The sequence below is a fragment of the Streptomyces sp. NPDC042364 genome (assembly GCF_056437585.1).
In genome coordinates this window covers 133,891-158,630 of the sequence record NZ_JBWKAJ010000014.1, presented here as the reverse complement: position 1 = coordinate 158,630, position 24,740 = coordinate 133,891, and the positions used below count along the sequence as shown (strand labels likewise).

General features: G+C 71.6%; 23 protein-coding genes and 1 pseudogene. 10 read left to right on the top strand and 14 right to left on the bottom strand.

The window, feature by feature from the left end; all coding sequences use genetic code 11:
* Positions 1-174: 174 nt before the first annotated feature.
* From ureG to AC067N_RS26305, 3 genes are all read left to right on the top strand, one after another.
* Entirely contained in the window at positions 175-858 is a 684-nt protein-coding gene (ureG, locus tag AC067N_RS26315; protein WP_478681337.1) for an urease accessory protein UreG, read from the top strand.
* A gap of 77 nt (positions 859-935) precedes the next feature.
* Positions 936-1,697 (top strand): urease accessory protein UreD, encoded by a 762-nt coding sequence (locus AC067N_RS26310; protein WP_478681336.1) that lies wholly within the window; start codon positions 936-938, stop codon positions 1,695-1,697.
* Positions 1,698-1,849: 152 nt separating this feature from the next.
* Positions 1,850-3,439 (top strand): alpha/beta hydrolase, encoded by a 1,590-nt coding sequence (locus AC067N_RS26305; protein WP_478681335.1) that lies wholly within the window; start codon positions 1,850-1,852, stop codon positions 3,437-3,439.
* 54 nt (positions 3,440-3,493) lie between these two features.
* Here AC067N_RS26305 and AC067N_RS26300 read toward each other — a convergent pair whose 3' ends face one another.
* Both AC067N_RS26300 and AC067N_RS26295 read right to left on the bottom strand, forming a co-directional pair.
* On the bottom strand, positions 3,494-4,519 hold the full coding sequence (locus tag AC067N_RS26300; RefSeq protein WP_478681387.1) for an NAD-dependent epimerase/dehydratase family protein: 1,026 nt from the start codon (positions 4,517-4,519) through the stop codon (positions 3,494-3,496).
* Between the two features lie 225 nt (positions 4,520-4,744).
* Positions 4,745-5,485 carry a lysophospholipid acyltransferase family protein gene (locus tag AC067N_RS26295; protein ID WP_478681334.1) on the bottom strand — a complete coding sequence of 247 codons (741 nt, stop codon included), beginning with the start codon at positions 5,483-5,485 and terminating at the stop codon, positions 4,745-4,747.
* 537 nt (positions 5,486-6,022) lie between these two features.
* On the opposite strand from AC067N_RS26295, the gene AC067N_RS26290 reads away from it, so the two are divergent.
* The gene (locus AC067N_RS26290) at positions 6,023-6,229 is read left to right on the top strand and encodes a hypothetical protein (RefSeq protein ID WP_478681390.1); all 207 of its coding nucleotides are present in this window, start codon (positions 6,023-6,025) and stop codon (positions 6,227-6,229) included.
* A gap of 180 nt (positions 6,230-6,409) precedes the next feature.
* Here the strand turns inward: AC067N_RS26290 and AC067N_RS26285 are convergent.
* The 4 genes and pseudogenes from AC067N_RS26285 to AC067N_RS26270 form a co-directional block, all read right to left on the bottom strand.
* Positions 6,410-6,496: pseudogene (locus AC067N_RS26285) on the bottom strand (hypothetical protein); the annotation flags it as partial.
* Positions 6,497-6,725: 229 nt separating this feature from the next.
* Positions 6,726-7,952 (bottom strand): ornithine--oxo-acid transaminase, encoded by a 1,227-nt coding sequence (rocD, locus tag AC067N_RS26280; protein WP_478681333.1) that lies wholly within the window; start codon positions 7,950-7,952, stop codon positions 6,726-6,728.
* 70 nt (positions 7,953-8,022) lie between these two features.
* Entirely contained in the window at positions 8,023-8,844 is an 822-nt protein-coding gene (ddaH, locus tag AC067N_RS26275) for a dimethylargininase (RefSeq protein ID WP_478681332.1), read from the bottom strand.
* Between the two features lie 122 nt (positions 8,845-8,966).
* Complete coding sequence (locus tag AC067N_RS26270) at positions 8,967-9,458, bottom strand: Lrp/AsnC family transcriptional regulator (RefSeq protein WP_055537445.1); 492 nt, start codon at positions 9,456-9,458, stop codon at positions 8,967-8,969.
* 102 nt (positions 9,459-9,560) lie between these two features.
* Between AC067N_RS26270 and AC067N_RS26265 the strand changes: the two genes are divergently transcribed.
* The 4 genes from AC067N_RS26265 (at position 9,561) to AC067N_RS26250 (ending at position 13,897) form a co-directional block, all read left to right on the top strand.
* Positions 9,561-10,316 (top strand): LytR/AlgR family response regulator transcription factor, encoded by a 756-nt coding sequence (locus tag AC067N_RS26265; protein WP_478681331.1) that lies wholly within the window; start codon positions 9,561-9,563, stop codon positions 10,314-10,316.
* 9 nt (positions 10,317-10,325) lie between these two features.
* Positions 10,326-10,718 carry a hypothetical protein gene (locus AC067N_RS26260; RefSeq protein WP_478681330.1) on the top strand — a complete coding sequence of 131 codons (393 nt, stop codon included), beginning with the start codon at positions 10,326-10,328 and terminating at the stop codon, positions 10,716-10,718.
* Positions 10,719-10,752: 34 nt separating this feature from the next.
* Positions 10,753-12,498 (top strand): sodium/solute symporter, encoded by a 1,746-nt coding sequence (locus AC067N_RS26255; protein ID WP_478681329.1) that lies wholly within the window; start codon positions 10,753-10,755, stop codon positions 12,496-12,498.
* 178 nt (positions 12,499-12,676) lie between these two features.
* Positions 12,677-13,897, top strand: a complete 1,221-nt coding sequence (locus tag AC067N_RS26250; RefSeq protein ID WP_478681328.1) for a sensor histidine kinase — start codon at positions 12,677-12,679, stop codon at positions 13,895-13,897.
* Between the two features lie 19 nt (positions 13,898-13,916).
* Here the strand turns inward: AC067N_RS26250 and AC067N_RS26245 are convergent, their stop codons facing one another.
* From AC067N_RS26245 to AC067N_RS26215, 7 genes are all read right to left on the bottom strand, one after another.
* Positions 13,917-14,072 (bottom strand): hypothetical protein, encoded by a 156-nt coding sequence (locus AC067N_RS26245; RefSeq protein ID WP_468080424.1) that lies wholly within the window; start codon positions 14,070-14,072, stop codon positions 13,917-13,919.
* Between the two features lie 13 nt (positions 14,073-14,085).
* Positions 14,086-15,942 carry a serine/threonine-protein kinase gene (locus AC067N_RS26240; RefSeq protein ID WP_478681327.1) on the bottom strand — a complete coding sequence of 619 codons (1,857 nt, stop codon included), beginning with the start codon at positions 15,940-15,942 and terminating at the stop codon, positions 14,086-14,088.
* Positions 15,943-15,959: 17 nt separating this feature from the next.
* Entirely contained in the window at positions 15,960-17,312 is a 1,353-nt protein-coding gene (locus AC067N_RS26235; RefSeq protein WP_478681326.1) for a DUF6777 domain-containing protein, read from the bottom strand.
* 261 nt (positions 17,313-17,573) lie between these two features.
* Entirely contained in the window at positions 17,574-18,518 is a 945-nt protein-coding gene (locus AC067N_RS26230; RefSeq protein ID WP_478681325.1) for a cytochrome c oxidase assembly protein, read from the bottom strand.
* Positions 18,519-18,625: 107 nt separating this feature from the next.
* Entirely contained in the window at positions 18,626-19,651 is a 1,026-nt protein-coding gene (locus AC067N_RS26225) for a 6-phosphofructokinase (RefSeq protein ID WP_478681324.1), read from the bottom strand.
* Between the two features lie 290 nt (positions 19,652-19,941).
* Positions 19,942-20,670 carry a type 1 glutamine amidotransferase gene (locus AC067N_RS26220; protein WP_478681323.1) on the bottom strand — a complete coding sequence of 243 codons (729 nt, stop codon included), beginning with the start codon at positions 20,668-20,670 and terminating at the stop codon, positions 19,942-19,944.
* A 23-nt stretch (positions 20,671-20,693) separates the two neighbouring features.
* Positions 20,694-21,932 carry a MurT ligase domain-containing protein gene (locus AC067N_RS26215; protein ID WP_478681322.1) on the bottom strand — a complete coding sequence of 413 codons (1,239 nt, stop codon included), beginning with the start codon at positions 21,930-21,932 and terminating at the stop codon, positions 20,694-20,696.
* A gap of 152 nt (positions 21,933-22,084) precedes the next feature.
* Here AC067N_RS26215 and def point away from each other — a divergent pair, with 152 nt between their 5' ends.
* The gene (def, locus tag AC067N_RS26210) at positions 22,085-22,624 is read left to right on the top strand and encodes a peptide deformylase (protein WP_478681321.1); all 540 of its coding nucleotides are present in this window, start codon (positions 22,085-22,087) and stop codon (positions 22,622-22,624) included.
* 34 nt (positions 22,625-22,658) lie between these two features.
* Here def and AC067N_RS26205 read toward each other — a convergent pair whose 3' ends face one another.
* Positions 22,659-23,306, bottom strand: coding sequence for a TetR/AcrR family transcriptional regulator (locus AC067N_RS26205; protein WP_478681320.1), 648 nt, complete (start codon positions 23,304-23,306; stop codon positions 22,659-22,661).
* A gap of 167 nt (positions 23,307-23,473) precedes the next feature.
* Here AC067N_RS26205 and AC067N_RS26200 point away from each other — a divergent pair, with 167 nt between their 5' ends.
* The gene (locus AC067N_RS26200) at positions 23,474-24,703 is read left to right on the top strand and encodes an acyl-CoA dehydrogenase family protein (RefSeq protein ID WP_478681319.1); all 1,230 of its coding nucleotides are present in this window, start codon (positions 23,474-23,476) and stop codon (positions 24,701-24,703) included.
* Positions 24,704-24,740: the final 37 nt, after the last annotated feature.

Below are 24,740 nucleotides of genomic sequence, written 5' to 3'. Positions count from 1 at the left end.
CGGGCGGCTGCGGGTTGTCGGTGGCCGGTCGCGCAGTTCCTCGCGCCCCTCAAAAGCACGCGGCGCCCCCCGGCGGGTTCCCTCAGGGGAGCGGGGAACCGCGCGACCAGCCCACGAACAACCCGCACCGCCCCCGCTCCGGCGACCCACACCACAACGAACAGGAGCCGTTTCATGCATCTCGGCCATGACCACCTTCACGACGGTCCCTCCGCGGTGAGCGCGGACGCGCGCCGGCCCGACGGCCGTCGCCGGGCGCTGCGGATCGGTCTGGGCGGGCCCGTGGGGTCCGGGAAGACGGCCACCGTCGCGGCGCTGTGCCGTGCGCTGCGGGACGAGTTGTCCCTGGCCGTGGTGACGAACGACATCTACACGCGGGAGGACGCCGAGTTCCTGCTGCGCGAGGCAGTGTTGCCGCCCGAGCGGATCACGGCCGTGGAGACGGGGGCGTGCCCGCACACGGCGATCCGGGACGACATCTCGGCGAACCTGGAAGCCGTCGAGGACCTGGAGGACGAGGTCGGGCCGCTCGACCTCGTCCTCGTGGAGTCCGGTGGGGACAACCTCACCGCGACGTTCTCCCGGGGGCTCGTGGACGCGCAGATCTTCGTGATCGACGTGGCCGGCGGGGACGACATCCCCCGCAAGGGCGGACCCGGCGTCACCACCGCCGATCTGCTCGTGGTCAACAAGACGGACCTCGCGCCGTACGTCGGGTCCGACCTCGGCCGGATGGCCGTCGACGCGAAGGCGCAGCGCGCCGAACTGCCGGTGGTGTTCCAGTCGCTGAGGAGCGAGGCCGGTGTCACGGACGTCGCGGCCTGGGTGCGGGAGCGGCTCGCGGCGTGGACGGCATGACGGCGGCGCGAGGCGTCGGCACGCGGGGCGGGAGTTCGATGATCTCGCGGGGCGCGAGACCCACCGGTGCCTCCGCCATGAGTACGACCGGTGTCTCCGCCACCGCGCGGATCGCCGCCCGTGCCGACGGGCGCGGCGGCACCGCTCTGCCGGTGCTGGAGAGCCATGGGCCGCTCGCGCTGCGACGCACCCGGGGGAGCGGTGACGAGGCCCGGGTCATGCTGGTCGGGGCCATGAGCGGTCCGCTCGGCGGTGACCGCCTCGCCGTGGAGGCGGAGGTCGGGGAGGGGGCCCGGCTGCACCTGGGGTCCGCCGCGGCGACCATCGCGCTGCCCGGGCAGGGCAAGGACGAGGCCCGCTACGACGTCCGGGTCCGCGTCGCCGCCGGAGGCGAACTGCGATGGCTGCCCGAGCAGTTGATCTCGGCCGGGGGCAGTGACCTCCATGTGGCGACGTCCCTGGATCTGGCCCCCGGCGCCCGGCTCGTGTTCCGGGAGGAGCAGGTGCTCGGCCGGGTCGGAGAGGAGCCGGGGCGGTTGAGCAGTCGGCTCACCCTGCGGCTGGGCGGGCGGGCGCTGCTCGACCAGGAGGTGTCCTGCGGGCCGGGAGCGCCGGGCGGGTGGGACGGTCCCGCCGTGCTGGGCGGGTACCGGGCGCTCGGGCAACTCCTCGTCGTACGACCGGAGTTCAGCGATATGGTTCCTGGACCCCGGGTGCTGGGGGAGGCGGCCGCGCTCACTCCGCTGGCCGGGCCCGCCGTGCTCGTCAGCGCCCTGGCGCCGGACGCGCTTCGGCTGCGGCGGGTGCTGGACGAGGCGTTGGCCGGGCTCGACGGCTGACCGCTGCCCCGCTCAACGGAACGTTCCTCACCGGTTATCGGATTAGTAAAGAACGCTCCGCCCCTCTGTTGCCGGACACCTCACAGGCACGAGGATCCCCGTGACCATTCGACACTTCGCAACGATGTACGGGGAGTTCCCTCTTGAGAGGTATGAGGCCGACGAGAAGGGCGGCAGCGTTCGGCTCCGCCGGACTGCTCGTCACGGCGACCCTGATAGCCGGCGCCGTCACCGCCCCCGTGGCCAACGCCGCGGACACCGGGTCCGGCAAGGACCTGGAGGCCAAGGGTGTCGCCGTCGCCGCCGCCAAGGCGGCGAAGAAGGGCGTCACATGGCAGGACTGCCCCGAGGCATGGGGGCTGGAGAAGCCCATCCAGTGCGGCTGGGTCACCGTGCCGTTGAACTACGCCAAGCCGAACGGCAAGCAGATCAAGCTCGCCGTCGACCGGATCGGCAGCACGGGCACGAAGGAGGAGCGCCAGGGCGCCCTCGTCTACAACCCGGGCGGCCCGGGCGGCTCGGGTCTGCGCTTCCCGCGCCGGGTCACCACCAAGAACCCGCTGTGGGCCAACGTCTCCAAGGCGTACGACTTCGTGGGCTTCGACCCGCGTGGTGTCGGCAAGTCGGCGCCCATCTCCTGCATCGACCCGCAGGAGTTCGTGAAGGCGCCCAAGATGGACCCGGTGCCCGACTCCGAGGCCGACAAGCGCAAGCAGCGGAAGCTCGCCGCCGCGTACGCGGCCGGCTGCAAGAAGCGCAGCGGCGCGATGCTGCCGTACATGACCACGGCGAACACCGCCCGTGACCTGGACGTCATCCGGGCCGCCCTCGGGGAGAAGAAGCTCAACTTCCTCGGCGTCTCGTACGGCACCTACCTCGGCGCGGTCTACGGCACCCTCTTCCCGACCCATGTGCGCCGCCTGGTCGTCGACAGCGTGGTGAACCCCTCGCGCGAGAAGATCTGGTACCAGGCCAACCTGGACCAGGACGTCGCGTTCGAGGGCCGCTGGAAGGACTGGACGAAGTGGGTCGCGAAGAACGACGCGACGTACCACCTCGGTGACACCCGCGCCAAGGTGCAGGCGAAGTGGCTGGAGCTGCGCGCCACGGCGAAGAAGAACCCGATCGGCGGGCTCGTCGGCCCGGCCGAGCTGATCTCCTTCTTCCAGAGCGCCCCGTACTACGACTCCGCGTGGGCGCCCACCGCGCAGGTGTGGAGCAAGTACGCCGCCGGTGACACCCAGGCGCTCGTCGACGCGGCCGCCCCGGACCTCGGCGACACCGCGGGCAACGCCGCGTCGGAGAACGGCAACGCCGTCTACACCGCGGTCGAGTGCACCGACGCCAAGTGGCCCACCAGCTGGAAGACGTGGGACCGCGACAACACCCGGCTGCACAAGAACTACCCGTTCATGACCTGGGCCAACGCCTGGATGAACCTGCCGTGCGCCACCTGGCCGTCGAAGCAGTACACGCCGGTGGAGGTCAAGACGAAGAAGGGCCTGCCGCCCGTTCTGATCGTCCAGTCCGAGCGTGACGCGGCCACCCCGTACGAGGGTGCCGTCGAGCTGCACAAGCGGTTCAAGGGCTCCCGTCTGGTCACGGAGACGAAGGCCGGCTCCCACGGAGTCACCGGTCTGGTCAACCCGTGCGTCAACGAGCGGGTGGACACCTACCTGCTCACCGGCAAGGTGGGCAAGACCGACGTGAAGTGCGCCCCGCACGCCACGCCGGCGCCGTAGGCAGTGAGTGAGTGAGGGGCGACCGGGCCGGCCGGTCGCCCCTCACCCATGTGCTCACCGCCGCCGCTCCGCCAGCCAGGCGTCCTCCGCCGCGTAGTCGAAGAGGTCCCCGTAGGCCGCGGGCATCTTGGGGTACGCCTCCCGCCAGTCCCGGCCGCCCGCCAGCCTGCTCTCGATCCACGCGACCGTCTCCGGCAGGGTCTGCGCGTACCGGGCCACCGGCCGGTAGCCCAACTCCCGCTCGGCCGCCGACATGTCGCACACCACGTCCACCGGCACCGACCACGGCGTGTCGCCCACCGTGGGCGACGGGGCGGGGCCGTCGACGAGCACGTCCTCCGTCTCGACGCCCATGACGGCGTCGATCGCGGCGGCGATCTCCGCGACCGTGGGCGCGTCGGGGTCGACCGCGTTGAGCACTCGTGAGCCCGGCCGGGCGGCGGCCAGGCGGATCAGTTCGGCGATGGTGCGGACGCTCGCCGGATGGAAGCGGCTCCGCCCGCCGTGGGCGATGATCCGACGGGGCCGCCGGTCGAGGTTGCGCTTCACGAAGTACAGCTCGCGGGGCGTACGGCAGTACGGCCCGTGGATGGCGCCCGCACGCAGCAGCGTCGTCGGCAGCCGGTCGCCGGAGGCGAGGAGTTCCCGTTCCAGGCCCGCCTTGCGGGTGCTGTACGAGGTCTCGCCGGGCCGGACCGTCCGCTGGCTCTCGGTGAGGGGCAGGGGGTACTCGGGGAAGCCGTCCGGCTCGGCCTGGGTGTCGAAGTTGCGGCCCTTGTCGTCCTCGTACACCGACACACTGGAGATGACGACGGCGGAGCCGATCCGGTCGGCCAGCGCGGTCAACTGCCGTGCGTGCTCGGGGCCGTAGGCCACCATGTCCACCACGACGTCGCAGCCGTCGCCGATCGCGGCCGCCAGTGCCGTGTCGTCACCGCGGTCCGCCCGCCCGGCCCGCACTTCCTCCGGCCAGCGGTCGTCCCGTCCGCCGCCCCGAGAGAGGGCCGTCACCTCCCAGCCGTCCTCCGCCAGGGCGCCCACGGCCACCCGCCCGATCTGTCCCGTCGCTCCGATCACCACAGCCCGTCTCATGCTCCGACCGTACGGCTCCGACGCACCCTGGAGGAGGGCGCTCTGCTCCAAGCAGAGCCCGGCTGTCGGCCCGCCGGCACCCCGTGAACGACACCCGTCTTCGCCGCCGGAGTGCTCGACATCGGCAGCGTGGACGGCATCGTGTACGCGGTGACCCGGCAGCCACCGACGCCCCGCCCGCCCCGGCTCCCGGTGTTCTCGGCGCGACCTGCGTCAACTCAGCGGCAGGCGGGGGAACTTGCGTTCCCTTCGGTCCTTGCGTACCTGCGCGGCGGCCTCGGCCTCCTCGGCCTTCACGACGGCCGCGTACTGGTCCACGTACTCCTGCTCGGAGAGGGAGAGGATCGCGTACATGATCTCGTCGGTGACGGCCCGCAGGACGGCCTTCTCGTTCTCCATGCCCTCGAAGCGGGAGAAGTCGAGGGGCTTGCCGAAGCGGATGACGACCGGGTGGATGTTCGGGATGATCTTGCCCGGGGGCTGCGCCTCGAAGGTGCCGATCATCGCGCAGGGGATCACGGGCACCCTGGCCTTCAGCGCCATGACCGCCACCCCGACCTTGCCCTTGTAGAGGCGGCCGTCGTGCGAGCGCGTGCCCTCCGGGTAGATACCGAGGAGTTCGTCCTTGCCCAGCACCCCGAGCCCCTCGCGGATCGCGGCCTGACCGGCCTCCTTGCCGGAGCGGTCGACGGGAATCTGGCCCACGCTGCGGAAGAAGAACGCCGTCAGCCGGCCCTTGACGCCCGGCCCGGTGAAGTACTCGGCCTTCGCCAGGAAGGTGATGCGCCGCTTCAGGATCGCGGGCATCAGGAAGTGGTCCGAGAAGGACAGATGGTTCCCCGCGACGATGGCCGCGCCCGACGACGGCACGTGTTCGAGACCCTCGATGCGAGGCCGGAAGACCAGTCGCAGGAGCGGACCCAGAAGCACGTATTTGAGCAGGTAATAGAACACAGTGTCCCCTTCGCTCTACCGGATCGGCTCTATGGACGTGTTCCAGCAGGTCACAACGCACATCCGCGGACGCGACCGTGCTGAGGGTGCGGCCATGTGAGGACAGGTCCGATCGGACTCATACCGACTCCTCGCTGACTGTACTGACGTTGCATCAGGCGCTCGCGCGCCGGTGAGCCTCGTCCTGCGGTGCCGAGCATTGATCGTAGCCCGATGTACCCGCAGTAAGGAGTGCCCCGACCTGCCCCGAACGGCAAGGACGATCAGCCGGGCGGGGTGCACGGGAGCACTGCTGCTCGCCCTTCCCCGCGCGTCACCGCTGCGGCCCGCCTCGCCCCGTATCCGCGCCCCCTCCGCCGGATCGACCGCCGGACGATCCCTGACTTCGATGGCGGCTTCGGGTGCCGGCCAGGCTGAGCCACGTCAGCAGCTCCATGCACCGGTCGGGCTCGACCGACCTGGGTCGGCAGGCCGAGGGCACCGGGCTGGGAGGGAACCCCCGGTCACGCGGTCGACCCCGGCTGGGTCCCGACCCGCATGGGCGGCCCCGGTGCGTCGGACGACCTGGCCGCCGGTCACCGGACACAGGTCCGGCTCGCCACCCACTCCGACGTCACCCCGGCCACCGGCGGCCACCGATACCGCGGGCGGACGCAGACACCGCATCGCGCGGCACGGGACGAGGAGTTCCAGGCCCGCCTGATCGGGGCTCTGGAGAGCCGCACGGGCGTCCGCCTCGACTGACGGCGGGACGCCGCGCGACCGAGTGCCGGCCGAAGCGGCGCTCGTGGCCCCGCGCGCCGGCGGAGCCGGGGTCTCACGGAGCGGTGACCGCCGATGCGCGCGCCGTGGGGCGGGTGAGGTTCTCGGGGCGCAGATCGCGTCCGGTTGCCCGGTGGTGAGGAGGCCCGAGTCGGCGGCGAGGTCCTTGACGGCGCGCCCGGTGCCGAGGGCCTGGCGGGCGAGGGCGGTGCCGGCGGCGTAGCCGGTGCGCGGGGCGAACGCGGTCACCAGGCCGACGGAGCGGTGGAGCGCGGCGTGGAGGCGCTCGCGGTCGGCGGTGATGCCGGGAACGCAGCGGGTGGCCAGGGTGTCGCAGGGGGCCCGCAGTTGGTTCTCACCGCTGCGCGTGAGGGCCGCCGGGTGCCGGTCGTCGGCCCGGTCCCTCCTCGTGGGCCTGACGGCGGACCGCCCCGGGGGCGCCAACGACGGCACTCCCGGGGCCGACCTTGCGGGCGGATCAGGAGCCCTCCCGCAGAACCTCCCCCAGCGTCCCCAGCGCCGAGCGGAGCTCCGCGGGCGTGATCGTCAGCGGCGGCGCCAGGCGGATCGTGGAGCCATGGGTGTCCTTGACCAGGATCCCCCGGCCCATGAGCCGTTGGCTGATCTCGCGGCCGGTGCCGATCGCCGGGTCGATGTCGACGCCCGCCCACAGACCGCGCGCCCGGAAGCCGACCACGCCCCCGCCGACCAGTTCCGCGAGCCCGTCCCGCAGGACGACGCCCAGCTCGGCCGCCCGCTGCTGGAACTCTCCGGTCCGCAGCAGCTCGACCACCGCGGAGCCCACCGCCGCCGCCAGCGGATTGCCGCCGAACGTCGAGCCGTGCTCACCCGGCTTCAGGACGGACAGCACCTCCCGTCGGGCGACCACCGCCGACACCGGCACGATGCCGCCGCCGAGCGCCTTGCCGAGCAGAACGGCGTCGGGCACGACGTCCTCGTGCTCGACCGCGAGCGTTCGGCCGGTGCGGCCCAGGCCCGACTGGATCTCGTCCGCGATGAACAGGCAGCCGGCGCGGCGGGTCACCTCGCGGACCCCGCGCAGATAGCCCGCGTCCGGGATGAGCACCCCCGCCTCGCCCTGGATGGGCTCGATCAGCACGGCCGCCGTCGTCTCGTCGACGGCCGCCTCCAGCGCGGCCAGGTCGTTGTACGGCACGACCCGGAACCCCGGGGTGAACGGCCCGAAGCCGTTGCGCGCCTCCGGGTCGGTGGAGAAGCTGACGATCGTCGTCGTACGGCCGTGGAAGTTGCCCGCGGCCACCACGATCGTCGCCCGGTCGGCGGGGACGCCCTTCACCTCGTACGCCCACTTGCGGGCCACCTTGATCCCGCTCTCCACGGCCTCGGCGCCCGTGTTCATCGGCAGCACCATGTCCAGGCCCGTCAGCTCGGCCAGGGACTCGGCGAACTCCGCGAGCCGGTCGTTGTGGAAGGCCCGCGAGGTGAGCGTCAGCGTGTCCAGCTGGCGGTGCGCGGCCTCGATCAGTGCCGGGTGGCGGTGACCGAAGTTGAGCGCGGAGTAGCCGGCCAGCATGTCCAGATAGCGGCGGCCCTCCACGTCCTCGACCCAGGTGCCCTCGGCTCGGGCGACGACGACGGGCAGCGGATGGTAGTTGTGCGCGAGGACGGGCTCCTCGGCACGGATGAGGTCGGCCGACGAACGCGTACGGACGGGAGCGGTCATGAGCGGGCCTCCTGGGGCACGGGGCGAAACGCCGGGCGAGGGCGGGGGAACGGGGGCCGGGTCTCCAGCATCACGGCCGGAGCTCCTGCGTGCAGCATTTGATGCCGCCGCCCGCCTTCCGGAACTCCGACAGGTCGAGGGGGACGGGCACATAGCCCTGCCGGTCGAGCTGGTCGGCGAGTTCCTTGGCGCGGGACGAGATGAACACATGGCGGCCGTCGGACACCGAGTTCAGACCGAAGGCCAGCGCGTCCTCACGGGTGGCGATCACCGCGTCCGGGTACAGCCGGGCGAGGACCGCGCGGCTGCCGGGGGAGAACGCCTCCGGGTAGTAGGCGATGTTGCCGTCCTCCCCGTCGTCGAGGACGAACAGGGCGGTGTCCAGATGGTAGAACCGCGGGTCCACCAGCTGGAGGCTGATCACCGGGACGCCGAAGAACTCCTGCGCCTGGCGGTGGGCCTCACGCGTGGTACGGAAACCGGTCCCGGCAAGGAGATAGCGGCCGGTCGGCACCAGATCGCCCTCCCCCTCGCACACCGACTCGGCCCGGTGCACCTCGTACCCGGCGCCCTCGAACCAGGCGTCGTAGGCGAGGGACTCCGGGCGCCGCTCGGGCGCGTGGAACAGCGAGCCGAGGACACGGCCGCCGAGGACCAGCGCGCAGTTGGCCGCGAAGACCATGTCGGGCAGCGCCGCCACCGGCTCCACGGTCTCCACGGTGTGGCCGTGGGCCCGGTAGGCGCGGATCAGCGCCCGCCACTGCTCACGGGCCAGGTCGACGTCCACGGGGGTGTCCGGATGCATCCAGGGATTGATCGAGTACTGCACGGCGAAGTGTCTGGGTTCGCAGACGAGAAAGCGCCGAAGGCGCGGCACACGGCTGTCGGGCACAGAGGGTCTCTCCGCTTCCTGCGGTGTCGGCTGGGGATGACACCACGGTAGGAATCGGGGCAGACGCCCGACAAGCAACGAGCGCTGCGTGTTCACGCAGTGATACTGCGTATTGAACCCGGTCAGCGCACGTTCGGTGCGTCGTGGGTGGCGGCGGCCTCCGGGGCCTCGGGCAGCAGATGGGACAGCACCATGTAGCTGATCGTCTTGCGGATGAACGGCTCGGTGCGGATCCGCTCCAGCACCTCCTCGAAGTGCTCCACATCGACGGCCCGCACATGCAGCAGCGCGTCCGCGCCGCCGGTCACCGTCATCGCCGCCGTGATCTCCGGATGGTTGCGTACCACCTCCGCCAGCCGCCGGGGCGGCGCCGCGCCCTCGCAGTACACCTCCACGTACGCCTCCGTGCGCCATCCGAGCGCCGCCGGCTTCACCGTGGCCGTGAACCCCGTGATCACCCCGGTCTCCCGCAGCCGGTCCACCCGCCGCTTGACCGCCGTGGCGGACAGACCGATGGCCGAGCCGATCTCGGCGAAGCTGGTCCTCGCGTTCGCCATCAGCGCCGTGATGATCTTGCGATCGAGCTCGTCGAACGCCGCGGACTTGCTGTTCATGCGGGCACTGTATCCAGCGAGGAGCGCCCGCGGCGCCCACCGGGAACGCCTCCGGCGCGCGGACATGTGCAGGCGTACGAATTACTCCTACACTCCGGGTTCATGCTGCGCGCGCTCGCCGTCGATGACGAGAAACCCTCCCTCGAGGAGCTGCTGTACCTGCTGAACGCGGACCCGCGGATCAGCAGCGCCGAGGGCGCCGGCGACGCCACCGAGGCCCTGCGCCGGATCAACCGCGCCCTGGAGTCCGGCCCCGCCGGGCCCGAGGCGATCGACGTCGTCTTCCTCGACATCCACATGGCCGGACTCGACGGCCTCGACCTCGCCCGGCTCCTCACCGGCTTCGCCCGGCCACCGCTCGTCGTCTTCGTCACCGCCCACGAGGGCTTCGCCGTGCAGGCATTCGACCTCAAGGCCGTCGACTACGTCCTCAAGCCCGTGCGCCGCGAACGGCTCGCCGAGGCGATACGCCGAGCGGCCCAGCTGCGCGGCACCGCCCCACCGATACCCGTCCACGAACCCGACCCCGACCAGATACCCGTCGAGCTCGGCGGCGTGACCCGCTTCGTCGCCGTCGACGACATCACCCATGTCGAGGCCCAGGGCGACTACGCCCGTCTGCACACCTCGCAGGGCAGCCACCTGGTCCGCATCCCGCTCTCCGCCCTCGAGGAACGCTGGCGCGCCCGCGGCTTCGTCCGCATCCACCGCCGCCACCTCGTCGCCCTGCGCCACATCGGCGAACTCCGCCTCGACGCGGGCACGGTCAGCGTCCTCGTCGGCTCGGTGGAACTCCAGGTCAGCCGCCGCCACGCCCGTGAGCTGCGCGATCTGCTGATGCGCCGGACCACCGGCTGAGGAGACGGCATGCCCCAGGACCCGACCGAGCGACGCGTCGTCGTCACCGGTGTGCCCCGCCGCACCCTCCCCGGCTCCCGGCTCCGCCCGGTCGGCAGGTACCCGCACCGCTCCCCCCACCGCCCCCGCACCGAGATCGACGAACAGACCACCCTCGGCCACACCTACGTCCGCTCCCTCATGCGCAGCCAGCTCCGCGCCGCCCTCGCGGTCTCCGCCGTCCTGGTCCTTCTGGTCGCCCCGCTGCCCCTGGTCTTCGCCGCCATGCCGGACGGTGCCGGACTGGAGTGGGCCGTCCTCGGTTTCGGCGTCTACCCCCCGCTGGTCCTCCTGGCCCGTTGGCACGTACGGCGTGCCGAACGCAACGAACAGGACCTCGTGCGTCTCGTCGAGGACCGCTGAGGCCCACCGTGCACGAGCCGACCGGAAGCACAGCATGAACGAGAACTACGCCGTCCCCGCGGTCGCCCTGGTCGTCGTGGCGACCGTCTTCGTCGGCGCGTTCGGCCTGCGCATATCCCGCACGACCTCCGACTTCTACGTCGCCTCCCGCACCGTCGGCCCCCGCCTGAACGCGGCGGCGATCAGCGGCGAGTACCTGTCCGCCGCCTCCTTCCTCGGCATCGCGGGACTCGTCCTGGTCCAGGGCCCCGACATGCTCTGGTACCCGGTCGGCTACACCGCCGGATACCTGGTGCTGCTGCTGTTCGTCGCCGCCCCGCTGCGCCGCTCGGGCGCCTACACCCTGCCCGACTTCGCGGAGGCCCGGCTCGCCTCCAAGACCGTACGGCGGCTCGCGGGCGCCTTCGTCGTGGGTGTCGGCTGGCTCTACCTGCTGCCCCAGCTCCAGGGCGCCGGACTGACCCTGAACGTGCTCACCGACGCACCCCAGTGGCTCGGCGGGGTCATCGTCGCCGTCGTCGTCTCCGCCACCGTCGCCGCGGGCGGCATGCGCAGCATCACCTTCGTGCAGGCCTTCCAGTACTGGCTGAAGCTCACCGCCCTGCTGGTCCCCGCGCTCTTCCTCGTCCTCGCCTGGCAGGGTGACGGCGGCCCCCGCCACGCCTTCGACGAACCGGCGTCCTTCCGCGAGCAGCGAGTCGTCCGCGTCGACGAGACCCTCGACCTGAAGCTCGCCGAGCCGCTGACCGTCACGGTGTCGGGCACGATCGACGGCCGCCGCCTCGACGACAGACGGATCGACCTGCCCACCGGCACCCATCGCGTCGAGCGGGGCACCCGGCTGACTTTCACCGAGGGCGACACCGTGCCCGTGGCCGACCGCGGCAGCAACGGCGGCATGTCCACCTCCCTCGCCGAGGGCCGCGAGGAACGCCCGCTCTACGCCACCTACGGACTGATCCTCGCCACCTTCCTCGGCACGATGGGACTGCCCCATGTGGTCGTCCGCTTCTACACCAGCCCGCACGGCGTCGCCGCCCGCCGCACCACGGTCGTCGTCCTCGGTCTCATCGGCGCCTTCTATCTGCTTCCGCCGGTCTACGGAGCCCTCGGCCGGCTCTACGCCCCCGAGCTCACCCTCACGGGAGACGCCGACGCGGCGGTACTGCTCCTGCCGGACCGCATGATCGGCGGCCTCGGCGGCGATCTGCTCGGCGCGCTGGTGGCGGGCGGGGCGTTCGCGGCGTTCCTGTCCACCGCGTCCGGCCTCACCATGGCCGTCGCCGGCGTCCTCACCCAGGACGTGCTGCCCGCGCGCGGGGTGCGGCACTTCCGGCTGGGCACGGTCCTCGCCATGGCCGTACCGCTCGCGGCGAGCGTCCTGGTGGGCGGACTGCCGGTCGCGGACGCGGTCGGCCTCGCCTTCGCCGTGTCCGCGTCGTCCTTCTGCCCGTTGCTCGTCCTCGGCATCTGGTGGCGGCGCCTGACCCCGCCGGGTGCCGCCGCGGGCATGCTCGCCGGCGGTGGCGCGGCCCTGCTGGCGGTCGCGGCGACCATGGCCGGCTACCCGGGCAACGGCACCTTCCACGCCCTCCTGGCCTGGCCCGCACTCTGGTCGGTGCCGCTCGGCTTCCTGACGATGGTCCTGGTCTCCCTGGCCACCCCGAGCAGGGTCCCGGCCGGGACGCCGTCGATCCTGGCCCGCTTCCACCTGCCGGAGGAACTGGTCGGCGGCCAGCCCGGAGCGGCCTCCAAGGAGATCGAACTGTGGCGGAGGTGAGCCGGGGAACCCGCCGGGGACCGGCGCCGACGGGGCAACCGCGGGCGGTCGACGGCCGGCCGGCCCGCAGCCTGCGGGCGGACGGGAACGAGCGGGCGGTCGACGGTGGGAGAAGCGGCCGACGGGCGGACGGAGGCCCGCGGGCGGCGGGAGGCGCAGCGGATGCGGGAGGCGAACGGTGAGCGGTGAAGTCAGCGGGTTCCTGGCCGGGTTCCTGGTCGCGGTGCTGCCGTTCCTCGCGGCCGGCTTCTGGCTCGGCCGCCGAACGGCCCGGCCGGGCAGAAGCCTGGGCGGCCTCGGCACGCCCGTGGAGCACGCCACGTTCCAGACCCTGCACACCGCGACGCTCGCCGCGCCCCCGCTGCGCGGCGGCCTCACCGAGGAGACGGCCCGCAAGTCGGCCAAGCGGCTGCGCACCCTGCTCGGCACGGACGCGCTGTGCCTCACCGACCACGAGTCGGTCCTCGCCTGGGAGGGCGTGGGCGAGCACCACCGAGCCGAGATCATGGAGCGTCTGGCCGGACCCCTGGAGAGCGGCCGGGGCGAGGCCTTCCGCCTGACCTGCGACATCATCGACTGTCCGGTCCGCTGGGCGGTCGTCGCCCCCCTCACGGTCGACGACCGCGTCCACGGCACGCTCGTCGCCTGCGCACCCCTGGAGTCCGCCGTCCTCGTCCGCGCGGCCGGGGAGGTCGCCCGCTGGGTCTCCGTCCAGCTCGAACTCGCCGACCTCGACCAGTCCCGGACCCGGCTGATCGAGGCCGAGATCAAGGCGCTGCGCGCCCAGATCTCCCCCCACTTCATCTTCAACTCGCTCGCCGTGATCGCCTCGTTCGTCCGCACCGACCCCGAGCGCGCCCGCGAACTCCTGCTGGAGTTCGCCGACTTCACCCGCTACTCGTTCCGCAGACACGGCGACTTCACCACCCTCGCCGACGAGCTCCACGCCATCGACCACTACCTGGCGCTGGTCCGGGCCCGCTTCGGCGACCGCCTCTCCGTCACCCTGCAGATAGCCCCGGAGGTCCTGCCGGTCACCCTGCCCTTCCTCTGCCTCCAGCCGCTGGTGGAGAACGCGGTGAAACACGGTCTCGAAGGCCGCCTCGACAAGAGCCACATCAGCATCACCGCCCAGGACTCGGGCGCCGAGGCACTCGTCGTCATCGAGGACGACGGCGTCGGCATGGACCCCGAGGTGCTGCGCCGCATCCTCTCCGGCGAGACGAGCCCCTCGGGGGGCATCGGCCTCAGCAACGTCGACGAACGGCTCCGCCAGGTGTACGGCGACGACCACGGCCTCGTCATCGAGACCGCGGTCGGCGCGGGCATGAAGATCACCGCCCGGCTGCCCAAGTACCAGCCGGGCGTACACCCGGACGGGGTAATACCCCGAGCCTGAGGGTCGCGCAGCGTGCGATTCAGGTGCGCGATGCCACCATCCCCAGCGTCAGCAGGCCGAGGACGACCCATCCGAACCACAGCCAGCCATTGCTTCCGAGAGCCACGGTGTAGGCCGTCACCACGACCAGCCCACCCACGGTGAGCACCCCCATGGCCTTAGTCGAACTGGGCATCGCAACACCCTCCTCATGGTTCGTCCTTCTCCATGGTGCGCCTGTCCAGGCGAATCGCGGTGCAGACGACGAAATGTGTGTCCGAATGCCATCCACTCCCGCCCACCCAGACATCGGCCTCATAGGTGTCGTGGGGGTAGCCGTACTCCTTGGGCGGCGCCTCCTTCCGGCAGATGCCGGGTCCCTCGTCCTTCGCGTCCCTCAGCTTCGTGTCCGGAGGCAGCCGAAGAAACGCGAGCACCTGCTGGTCGTGCGGCCCGTCGCACGGGACCAGCTTGGCGCGGGTGTCGGAAAGCCTGTCGAGGCAGTCCCGCTTCTGCATGGTGGCCGTGTCCGTGAACAGCATGCCCATCGGGCGGTGCTCCCCGATCGGGCCGTGCACCGGGCCGTGGGCCCCCAGCAGCAGACAGGCGACGCGCTGCCCGGCGGTGTCGAAGCCGTCGGTGGAGGGGACCACCGCGTAGCCGCGGGTGTCGGCGAGCCTGTCGTCGGCCTCCTCGGTGAGCCGCTCGCACCTGGCGGGACCGCTGCCGCGGGCGTCCTCGGCGGACGCGGCCTCGTACACCGCCATGACCTGCCCGTCCGTCCCCTCACCGCAGTCCACGACGGTGAGCCGGGGCCGGCCCGCGAAGGGCGTGCCGGGCCACACGGCGTCGACGCAGTCGCCGTTCTCCAGCGCCCGGGTCAGCCCGACGGCGGCCCCGTACGGCAGAGCACCGCTCCCGTTGCCACCACGCAGGCCGCCGATGCCCGGCAGGTTCTCCAGGCCGTACATCACCCCGCTCACCAGAAGTGCCAGGCCGAGGGTGGTCGCCATACCGGCCCACAGGGCCTTCCCGCGGTGATGGCGGCGCCGTCCGTCCGCGGGGATGCCGCGGGTGCGGGGGGTGGGGCCGTGGCCGGGGGAGGCGGCACGGGCCGAAGGGCTGTCCGGTGCCGGGACGGGAGCGAGCCACGGCGTCTCGTGCGGGTGCGGGCCGCGCTGGGTGCGGGGGTGTGCCTGAGGTGTCAGGATCGCGGTGAGCGCCACCTCGGCCTCGGCGGCGGTGATCCGCCGCACGGGGTCCTTGGCCAGCATCGTGACCAGCAACGGTTCCAGGGCGCCGGCCCGCAGCACCGGGCGCGGTTGCTCCAGGACGACGGCGGTCAGGGCGGCGATCCCGGAGTCCCGGTCGAAGGGGCCGTACCCCTCCACGGCGTAGTACAGCGTGCAGCCCAGCGAGAACAGGTCGGCCGCGGCGGTCGGCGGCCCGCCCTGGGCCCGCTCGGGCGCCAGATACCCGGCGGTGCCCACCAGCATGTGGGTGCGGGTGTGGCGGGTCTCCTGGGTATCGGGCTGGACGGAGATGCCGTAGTCGGTGAGCAGGACGCGCGCACACGGCGAGCCGGTGCGGTCGGGGGCGAGCAGGATGTTGGCCGGTTTGACGTCCCGGTGCATGATGCCGCGCTCGTGCCCGGCGGTCAGCGCGTCCAGCACGGCGAGCCCGATACGGGCGCACTCGGCGGGCGCGAGCGGGCCGCGCCGGGTGACGAGCGCCTTCAGGTCCAGGGCGCCCGGTACGTACTCCATGACGATCCACGGCAGATCGTCGTGTTCCAGGACGTCGTGCACGGTGACCACGTGGGGGTGGCCGCGCAGCCCGGCGGCGTGGCGGGCCTCCGCACGGGCCCGGGCGATACGGGCGGCGCGCTCGTGCTCCTCCTCGGCCGGGTCGCGGAACACGATCTCCTTGAGCGCCACCTCGCAGTCCAGCTGCCGGTCGTGGGCGAGCCAGACATGGCCCATACCGCCGCTGCCGAGGCGGTTCAGCAAGAGGTAGCGGTCGGCGATGACCCGGCCGACTCCCGACTCCGGTGCTTCTGACTGCATCGGTCACTCCCCAGGGTTCAGATCCATACGGGCTGGGCCGGGGCATCGACGGGGTCCTTGGCATCTCCGCCGGGGCCCCCGCCGGGATCACGCGGATCACCCGGTTCCTCGGACGGGGAGCCGCCGGCCGGTGCGGGATCACCTGTGGTCGGGTCGACCTTCGGGGCGGCGGGCGGATCGCCGTCCTTCGTCGAGGTGGGTTCCGGCGGGGGAGGGGACGCACTCGACGTGGTGGGGATCGGGGTGGGAGTGCCCGATTCCGGCGTAGGCGTCGGGGCGATCGGGGCCGGGGACGGGGACGAGGGAGTGGGTGTCGGGGTGGGCGTGGGTGGGGGAGTCGGTGTCGGTGTCGGTGTCGGCGTCGGCGTGGGCTTCGAGGGGGATCCCGGCGGCGTGCTCCGAGGTGGCGACCCGGAGCCCCCCGAGTCCCCGCCCGGGCCGGTGCCACCGTCCGACTGCGAGGACTCGCTCGGTGTCCGGTCCACCGTCAGCGTCACCGCGTCCCCGAACTCCAGGCTGGTGCCCTGTCCCGGGCTCGACCCGCTCACCACAGCATCACTCGGCGGCATCTCGTCCCCTTCGGCCACCGCCGCCAGGCCCCTGTCGGCCAGAGCCGCGCTCGCCTCACCGAAGGACTTCCCCTCCACCTCGGGCACGGTCCGCCGCTCACGCGCGTCGAAGGTCTCGTCCGACTCGCCGGCGGTGCCGACGTCCCTGCCGATGCCCTGGTCCGGGTCCTCGACGTCGACGAGCCTGACCTCCTTCAGCCGCTCGGGCGCGGGCTTGACCACGACCAGGGCGGACTTGTCGTAGCCGTCCCACTTGTCGTTGCCGTTGTCGAACCTCACGTCGATGCGCCGGGGGTCGTCGTCGAACGCCCGTAGCGGATTCCCGCAGCTGCACTTCACCGCGGGCAGACCGTGCTCGTCCACCAATACGGCGATGCCCGCTTCCAGCAGGGCGTCGAAGCCGACGCCTTCGCCGTTCTTGTAGTCGTGGTTCTTCACGAGGGTGTCGTGGCGCAGGAGAACGGGGGTGAGACCGTCGAGATAATCGCCGATCCCGTCGACCTTCACACCGGCGAGGCCGGCCCATACCTGAGCCTTTTTCCGGTGCTTGGGATCGGTGAGGAAACTCTCGAGTTTGCCGACGTCGCAGATCTTCGGTCGCTTCCGTGTTCCCCCGTACAGGCCGGGTGCGTTCCCCTGCTGGAGCCCGCTGTGCGGCGCACGGGACCTGAGGTTCCTCTGGTCCCTGCCCAGTCCGGCGTTCTCGTCGAAGAAAGGTGCGAGGGAGGCCACGCCCGCGGCGACGGCCTTCACCGGGAGCAGTGCCGGCCCGGAATCGGCGCATCCGCTGAGCATCACCATTCCCGCAAGAAGAGCGGCGATCCCGCGGACGGTGGATTTCCCGGAATTTCGCAAGCATGTTCGCAGGCAGGCGTGAATTGTCATGACCGCTCCCCCCGGCGGTTTCCCCCGACGCCCCGCGGAACGGAAGCGGGGTCACGCATCATGCTACTGAAGGACAAAGCCTTTCAGTCAAGAAGAATATGAATGCGCGGCCGTGGGGCCGAACAAAGGAAATGAGGCCGGGGAAAAGGGGAGTGGTCCCGCGACATCGAGAAGGGCTCAGCGGCCGCGAGCGTTGAGTGAGGCCAGATAGGCGTTGTACGCCTCGAGTTCCTTGTCGCCGTCCCGGTCGGCCGCCCGGTCCTTGCGCCGGGCCTGGCGCTGTTCGGAGCCGTACCACTGGAAGAGCAGCGCGAGCAGCACCAGCACGGACGGGATCTCACTGAACGCCCATGCGATCCCGCCGGCCGCGTTCTGGTCGGCGAGCGCGTCGATGCCCAGCGACGCGGGCGGGTTCTCGTACGACTTCACCATCGGCGTGGACGCCATCATCAGCGCGATGCCGAAGAACGCGTGGAACGGCATGCCCGCGAACAGCTCCAGCATCCGCATCAGATAGCCCGGCCGGTGCGGGCCGGGGTCCACGCCCATGATCGGCCAGAAGAAGACCAGACCCACCGCGAGGAAGTGCACCATCATCGCGATGTGTCCCGGCCGGGACCCCATCAGGAAGTCGAACAGCGGGGTGAAGTACAGCGCGTACAGGCTCGCGATGAACATCGGGATCGTGAACGCCGGGTGCGTGACGATCCGCATGTACCAGCTGTGCAGCAGCATCAGCAGCAGTTCACGGGGCCCCTTGCGGCCCTTGCCCGCCGTCGGCAGCGCCCGCAGCGCCAGGGTGATCGGCGCGCCCAGCAGCAGCAGGATCGGCGCCAGCATGCTGATCACCATGTGCTGCACCATGTGCACGCTGAACATGACCATGCCGTAGTCGTTCAGCCTGGTGCACATCACCAGCATGATCAGCAGTACACCCGCGACGAACGACACCGTCCGCCCGGCCGGCCACCTGTCCCCGCGCCGCACGAGCCGGACGACGCCCCACGTGTACAGCGCGAGTGCCGCCAGACAGCCGACCAGGAAGAACGGGTCCGCCGACCACCCGAGTCCCCGCCCCAGGGTGAAGGGGAGGAGATCCGTGCCGTGCCCGCTGTGATCCATTCCGCCGGCTCCTGTTTCGTGGGGGTTGAGCGCCGTCTGTCCCGCACCAGACTAGAACCGCCCCCGGCCGCGTCGGCGACCGGGGGCGGTTACGGCGAACCCTGGAGTCAGAGCACGCACTCAGCCTCTGCGTAACGCTCCTCGGGAACCGTCTTCAGCGTCTCCACCGCCTCCGCCAGCGGGACCATCACGATGTCCGTGCCGCGCAGCGCGGTCATCTTCCCGAACTCCCCGCGGTGCACGGCCTCCACCGCGTGCCACCCGAAGCGCGTCGCCAGCACCCGGTCGTACGCGGTCGGCGTACCGCCGCGCTGCACATGCCCGAGGATCACCGGCCGCGCCTCCTTGCCGAGCCGTGCCTCCAGCTCGACGGAGAGCTGCCGGGCGATGCCGGCGAACCGCTCGTGTCCGTAGATGTCCTTGCCGCCCTCGTCGAAGTCCATGGACCCGGCCTTCGGCTTGGCGCCCTCGGCCGCCACGACGATCGCGAAGCGCTTGCCTGCCTCGAAGCGCTCGCCGACCCGCGCGGCCAGCTCCTCGATGTCGAAGGGCCGCTCCGGCACGACGATGGCGTGCGCGCCCGCCGCCATGCCGGAGTGCAGGGCGATCCAGCCGGTGTGGCGGCCCATGACCTCCACGACCAGGACGCGCTGGTGGGACTCGGCGGTGGTCTTCAGGCGGTCCAGGGCCTCGGTGGCGACACCGACGGCCGTGTCGAAGCCGAAGGTGACGTCCGTGACCGCGATGTCGTTGTCGATGGTCTTCGGCACGCCCACCACGGGCAGGCCGTTGTCCGACATCAGCCGGGCCGCCTTGAGCGTGCCCTCACCGCCGATGGGGATGATCGCGTCGAGGCCCAGCTCCGCGACATGGCCCTTCGCCCGCTCCACACCGTCCCGCAGATGCGAGGGCTGGACCCGGGAGGAACCGAGGATCGTGCCGCCGCGAGCAAGGATGCCGCTCACCGCGTCCAGGTCGAGCTTGAGGTAGTCGCACTCCAGGAGGCCTTTCCAGCCGTCCCGGAAGCCGATGACCTCGTCGCCGTGGTCGACGACGGCACGGTGCACGACGGACCGGATGACGGCGTTCAGCCCGGGGCAGTCGCCGCCGGACGTGAGGACACCAATGCGCATAGCCCGAATTACCTTCTCAACGTGGGCAGGATCCGGACCACGCTGTCCGGCGGAATCCCCGCCACCCTACCGGCGGCACGGGGCGGGACCGTAGCGGGCGTCCGCCTGCTGGACGCCCCCGCACAGGTGAGCGCGGCCCTGGTCAGACGGGCTGTCACAGGTGAGCGGGGGCGGTGTCAGACGGGCTTCGGTACGGGCACTGAGGAACCGTTTCCCAGGCTCCTCGGCCCGCCCTCGTCCCGGTGCGCGGGCCGTGGCCGACGCCGTCTCGGCCGCTCCGCGCGCATGCGCTACGCCGGCTGGGTGGCCGCCGCGATCCGCTCGTTGCGGAGCGCCTCGAACCAGTGGTCGTCGGTCGGCGGCAGCGCGTTGACGTCGAGCGCCAGCTTCAGCAGCAGATCGGCGATCAGCGGGTTCCGCGCGAGCACCGGACCGTGCATGTAGGTGCCGAACACGGTGTCGTTGTACGCGCCCTCCGTGCCGTCGCCCGTGCCGTTGCCCTTGCCGAGCCGCACGTTCGCGAACGGCCGGGCGGTGGGGCCGAGGTGCGTGACGCCCTGGTGGTTCTCGAACCCGGTCAGCTGGGGCAGACCGAGGCGCGGGTCGATGTCCGCGAGGACGTCGCCGACGCACCGTTCGCCCTCGCCGCGGACCGTGGTCACGTCGAGCAGACCCAGGCCCGGCTCGCGCTGCCCGAGGTCGTTGACGAACTCGTGGCCGAGGATCTGGTAGCCGGCGCACACGGCGAACACGATCGCGCCGTTGTTCACCGCCTGGTACAGATGCCCGTCGCGGCGCAGCCGCTCGGCGGCGAGCCGCTGCGGACGGTCCTCGCCGCCGCCGATCAGGTAGATGTCGCCGGAGGTCGGGATCGGCTGGTCGCTGCGCACGTCCAGCCGGGCCACGTCCAGGCCGCGCTGACGCGCCCGGCGCTCCACGACCAGCACGTTGCCCTGGTCGCCGTAGGTGCTGAGCAGGTCCGGGTAGACCCAGACGACCCGCAGGCTGTTGTCACTCATGAGTTCCCCTCGAGTCCTCGTGGTCAGTTGCCCACGCGGCGGCGCAGGTCCTGGAAGGCGGTGTAGTTGGCGATGACCTCGATCCGGCCCGGCGGGCACATCTGCACCGCCTGGTCGAGGCTGTCGCAGACCTGGAAGTGCTGGTTGGCCACTTCCAGACGCACCGCGAGGTCGAGCTTCCGGTCGCCCAGGACGAAGATCGGGTGGCCGGTCAGCCGCGTGTAGTCGACGTCCCACAGCCAGGAGGTGTCGGTGCCGTCGGCGCCGCGCGCGTTCACCGAGAGGATCACCGGCGACGGCGGCGGGTCGATCAGCGAGAACGTCTCCAGCCAGCCGGCCGGGTTCTTGGCGAGCAGCAGCCGAAGGTCGCGCTGCATGAACTGCACCACGTCATAGCGCCCGGCCACCGCCTGCACCTGGTACATGCGTTCCAGGGCGACCTGCGGGGGCACTCCGAAGACGGCGGCGACGGCGGCCGACGAGGCCGCGTTCGCCTTGTTGGCGCGGCCCGGCAGCTGGAGGTGGATAGGCCAGGCCGAGCCGTGCGGGTCGAGGACGTGGTCGCCGGAGAGCGCCCAGCTCGGGGTGGGCCGGCGGAACCCGCACTCGCCGCAGAACCAGTCGTCGCCCGGGCGCTGCATCACACCGCCGCAGGACGGGCACGACCAGGCGTCGTCCTTCCACATCTGGCCGACGGCGACCCAGACCACGTTGGGGGAGGACGACGCGGCCCACACCACCAGCGGGTCGTCGCAGTTGGCGACGACGACGGACTTGGTGCCGGCCAGGCCCTCCCGCCAGGCCTCCGCCATCATGCGGGTCTCGGCGGCCCGGTCGAGCTGGTCGCGCGAGAGGTTGAGCAGCGCGATGCACTTGGGGTCCGTGTCCCGCGCCACGCCGGCGAGGTACTTCTCGTCGACCTCGATGACACCGAACTTGGCGTCGGAGTTCCCGGCGAGCGCCGAGGTGATGCCCGCGGGCATGTTCGCGCCCAGCGCGTTCGACACGACCGGGCCCGCGGCGCGCAGGGCCTCAGCGATCAGCCGGGTCGTGGTCGTCTTGCCGTTGGTGGCGGAGACCAGGACGACGTCCAGGCTCTGCGCCAGTCTGGCGAGTAGATCGGGGTCGAGTTTGAGGGCCACCCGGCCGCCGATCACCGATCCGCTACCGCGTCCCGCGGCACGTGATGCCGCCGCGACCGCCTTGCCCGCCGTCACGGCCAGCTTGGCCCGCGGCGTCAGCGGGTCCGAGTTGCCTGCCATCAGTTCTCGATCCTCCTTGCGTACAGCGCCGCGCCCAGTCCCGGCAACGTGTGGACCAAAGCCTATCGAGATCCACTCACGTGCCCGAATCTCGCCGGGGGCCTCGCACCGACGGGACCGGCGATATCGGGTCCGAACGTACTCTTGCGCCCATGCGAAGCGGCTCGATTCCCGGCGCCCGAGGGCGCGTTCTCCCCATGGCACTGCTCGGGGACCCCGTCCTGCACGCCCCTGGTGAGGACGTCACCGAGTTCGGCCCCGAACTCGCGCGGCTCGTGGAGGACATGTTCGCGACCATGTACGACGCGCGGGGCGTGGGTCTGGCCGCGAACCAGGTGGGCCGGGCGCTGAGGGTGTTCGTGTACGACTGCCCGGACGACGAGGACGAGCGCCATCTCGGCCACGTGGTGAACCCGCGGCTGGTGTCGGCGGACGGGATCGTGCTGCGTGGGCCGGAAGGGTGCCTTTCGCTGCCCGGGCTGGAGGCGGGGGTGGAACGCTACGACGAGGCCGTGGTGGAGGGCTACACGGTCGACGGCGACCGGGTGCGGGTGCGGGGGACCGGGTTCTTCGCGCGGTGCCTCCAGCACGAGTGCGATCACCTCGAGGGCCGGGTGTACGTGGACCGGCTCTCGGGGTGGCGTCGCTCCCGGATGCGGCGGAAGATCGCGAAGGCACCGTGGGGCACCTGACGTCTCGGCGGGGCGACCGTTGCCGGTTGCGGCGCTAGAAACCCGGGCCGCCCACCTTGTCGCCGGCCGCCGCCAGGCGGCCCCACAGGAGGTCGGCCAGGCTGCGGACCAACTCGGCCCGGGTGCAGGGACGTTCGCCGAGCCACCAGTCGCCTGCGGCGTGCATCATGCCCACGATGCCGTGGCCCCAGACGCGGGCCAGCCGACGACTGTCGGGGCCGAGGTCGAGGCGGTCCTCTATGACCTTGCCCAGTTCCTCGCCCATCCGGCGCAGCAGGGGCGCGGAGTGCTTGCCCACGTCGAAGCCCTGGTCGCCCCCGGGCTGACCGCCCTCGGCGGGATGCATCAGGAAGCGGTACACCTGAGGGCGGGCCTCGATGGCCGCGAGATAGGTGTCGAGCGTCGCCTCGACGCGTTCCCGGCGCTCCGCCGGGGCGTCCAGGGCGGCCCGCAGGGAGTCCAGGAGGGCATCGGTGTGACGCTGGGCGAGAGCGGCGTAGAGTCCGCCCTTGTCGCCGAAGTGGCGGTACAGGATGGGCTTGGTGATGCCCGCCTCGGCGGCGATGGCGTTCATCGACGCCCCGGGGCCGTCGCGGAGCACCACTCGGTCCGCGGCCTCCAGCAGCTCGCGCCGACGACGGTCGGCGGACCGTTCCTGGTCGGTCGACTGCGTGGTGTCCATGTCTCTCCCCCAGTACGTATTTCGGTGACGCCTGCGCAAAGTAGCACTGATGGACATGTCGCGATCGAACGGGCTACCGAGGGCGACCCGGGAGTTGACTTTTCCTACCGACCGGTAACAGACTCGCGTTACCGCAGGTAACATCTTAGTGCAGTGCTGGAGGCGTCATGGCCGAGTTCACCATGGAACTCAACGAGGAACAGCGAGAGGTCCGCGACTGGCTGCACGGATTCGCCGCCGATGTGATCCGGCCCGCCGCCGCCGAGTGGGACGAGCGCGAGGAGACGCCCTGGCCGGTCATCCAGGAGGCCGCCAAGGTCGGCATCTACTCCCTCGACTTCTACGCCCAGCAGTACTTCGACCCCACCGGCCTCGGTATTCCGATGGCCATGGAGGAATTGTTCTGGGGTGACGCCGGCATCGCGCTCTCCATCGTCGGCACCGGCCTCGCCGCGGTGGGCGTCCTCGCCAACGGCACCGAGGAGCAGATCGGCACCTGGATCCCCCAGATGTACGGCGACGCCAACGACGTCAAGGTGGCCGCGTTCTGCTCCTCCGAGCCCGACGCCGGCTCCGACGTCGCCTCCATGCGCACCCGCGCGGTGTACGACGAGGCCAAGGACGAGTGGGTGCTCAACGGCACCAAGACCTGGGCGACCAACGGCGGCATCGCCAACGTCCATGTGGTGGTGGCCGTCGTCGACCCCGAACTCGGCTCCAAGGGCCACGCGTCCTTCATCGTCCCGCCGAACACGCCCGGTCTGTCCCAGGGCCAGAAGTTCAAGAAGCACGGCATCCGCGCCTCGCACACCGCCGAGGTCGTGCTGGAGGACGTGCGGGTGCCCGGCTCCTGCCTCCTCGGCGGGAAGGCGAAGCTCGACGAGCGGCTCGCCCGGGCCCGGGAGCGGGCGAAGGCCGCCGGCGGTGAGCGGGTGAAGAACGCGGCGATGGCGACGTTCGAGGCGAGCCGGCCGGCGGTCGGCGCGATGGCCGTGGGGACCGCTCGCGCCGCGTACGAGGTGGCGCTGGAGTACGCCAAGACCCGTGAGCAGTTCGGGCGGCCGATCATCGACAACCAGGGCGTCGCGTTCCAGCTGGCGGACATGCGGACGGCCGTGGACGCGGCACGGCTGCTGGTGTGGCGGGCCTCGTGGATGGCGATCAACGGCAGGCCGTTCACCGCCGCCGAGGGGTCCCAGTCGAAGCTGTTCGCGAGCGAGACGGCGAAGAAGGTGACCGCGCAGGCGCTGCAGATCCTCGGGGGCAACGGGTACACCCGGGAGTACCCGGTGGAGCGGATGCACCGGGACGCGGCCATCTACACGATCTTCGAGGGCACCAGCGAGATCCAGCGGCTGGTGATCGCCCGGACGGTCTCGGGGATGTCGATCCGGTAGCACCGCGGGATCTTCCGTGCGAGGCGGGCCGCGGGCG

Bases quoted from the DNA above. Each gene is read 5' to 3' on its own strand.
- AC067N_RS26290 (WP_478681390.1), top strand. From the start codon at position 6,023: ATGGGCGGCCCCGGTGCGTCGGACGACCTGGCCGCCGGTCACCGGACA.
- AC067N_RS26205 (WP_478681320.1), bottom strand. From the start codon at position 23,306: ATGGACACCACGCAGTCGACCGACCAGGAACGGTCCGCCGACCGTCGT.
- ureG (WP_478681337.1), top strand. From the start codon at position 175: ATGCATCTCGGCCATGACCACCTTCACGACGGTCCCTCCGCGGTGAGC.
- AC067N_RS26260 (WP_478681330.1), top strand. From the start codon at position 10,326: ATGCCCCAGGACCCGACCGAGCGACGCGTCGTCGTCACCGGTGTGCCC.
- AC067N_RS26310 (WP_478681336.1), top strand. From the start codon at position 936: ATGAGTACGACCGGTGTCTCCGCCACCGCGCGGATCGCCGCCCGTGCC.
- AC067N_RS26230 (WP_478681325.1), bottom strand. From the start codon at position 18,518: ATGGATCACAGCGGGCACGGCACGGATCTCCTCCCCTTCACCCTGGGG.
- AC067N_RS26265 (WP_478681331.1), top strand. From the start codon at position 9,561: ATGCTGCGCGCGCTCGCCGTCGATGACGAGAAACCCTCCCTCGAGGAG.
- AC067N_RS26270 (WP_055537445.1), bottom strand. From the start codon at position 9,458: ATGAACAGCAAGTCCGCGGCGTTCGACGAGCTCGATCGCAAGATCATC.
- AC067N_RS26220 (WP_478681323.1), bottom strand. From the start codon at position 20,670: ATGAGTGACAACAGCCTGCGGGTCGTCTGGGTCTACCCGGACCTGCTC.
- AC067N_RS26200 (WP_478681319.1), top strand. From the start codon at position 23,474: ATGGCCGAGTTCACCATGGAACTCAACGAGGAACAGCGAGAGGTCCGC.
- AC067N_RS26305 (WP_478681335.1), top strand. From the start codon at position 1,850: ATGAGGCCGACGAGAAGGGCGGCAGCGTTCGGCTCCGCCGGACTGCTC.
- rocD (WP_478681333.1), bottom strand. From the start codon at position 7,952: ATGACCGCTCCCGTCCGTACGCGTTCGTCGGCCGACCTCATCCGTGCC.
- def (WP_478681321.1), top strand. From the start codon at position 22,085: ATGCGAAGCGGCTCGATTCCCGGCGCCCGAGGGCGCGTTCTCCCCATG.
- AC067N_RS26235 (WP_478681326.1), bottom strand. From the start codon at position 17,312: ATGGTGATGCTCAGCGGATGCGCCGATTCCGGGCCGGCACTGCTCCCG.
- AC067N_RS26240 (WP_478681327.1), bottom strand. From the start codon at position 15,942: ATGCAGTCAGAAGCACCGGAGTCGGGAGTCGGCCGGGTCATCGCCGAC.
- AC067N_RS26245 (WP_468080424.1), bottom strand. From the start codon at position 14,072: ATGCCCAGTTCGACTAAGGCCATGGGGGTGCTCACCGTGGGTGGGCTG.
- AC067N_RS26255 (WP_478681329.1), top strand. From the start codon at position 10,753: ATGAACGAGAACTACGCCGTCCCCGCGGTCGCCCTGGTCGTCGTGGCG.
- AC067N_RS26215 (WP_478681322.1), bottom strand. From the start codon at position 21,932: ATGGCAGGCAACTCGGACCCGCTGACGCCGCGGGCCAAGCTGGCCGTG.
- AC067N_RS26225 (WP_478681324.1), bottom strand. From the start codon at position 19,651: ATGCGCATTGGTGTCCTCACGTCCGGCGGCGACTGCCCCGGGCTGAAC.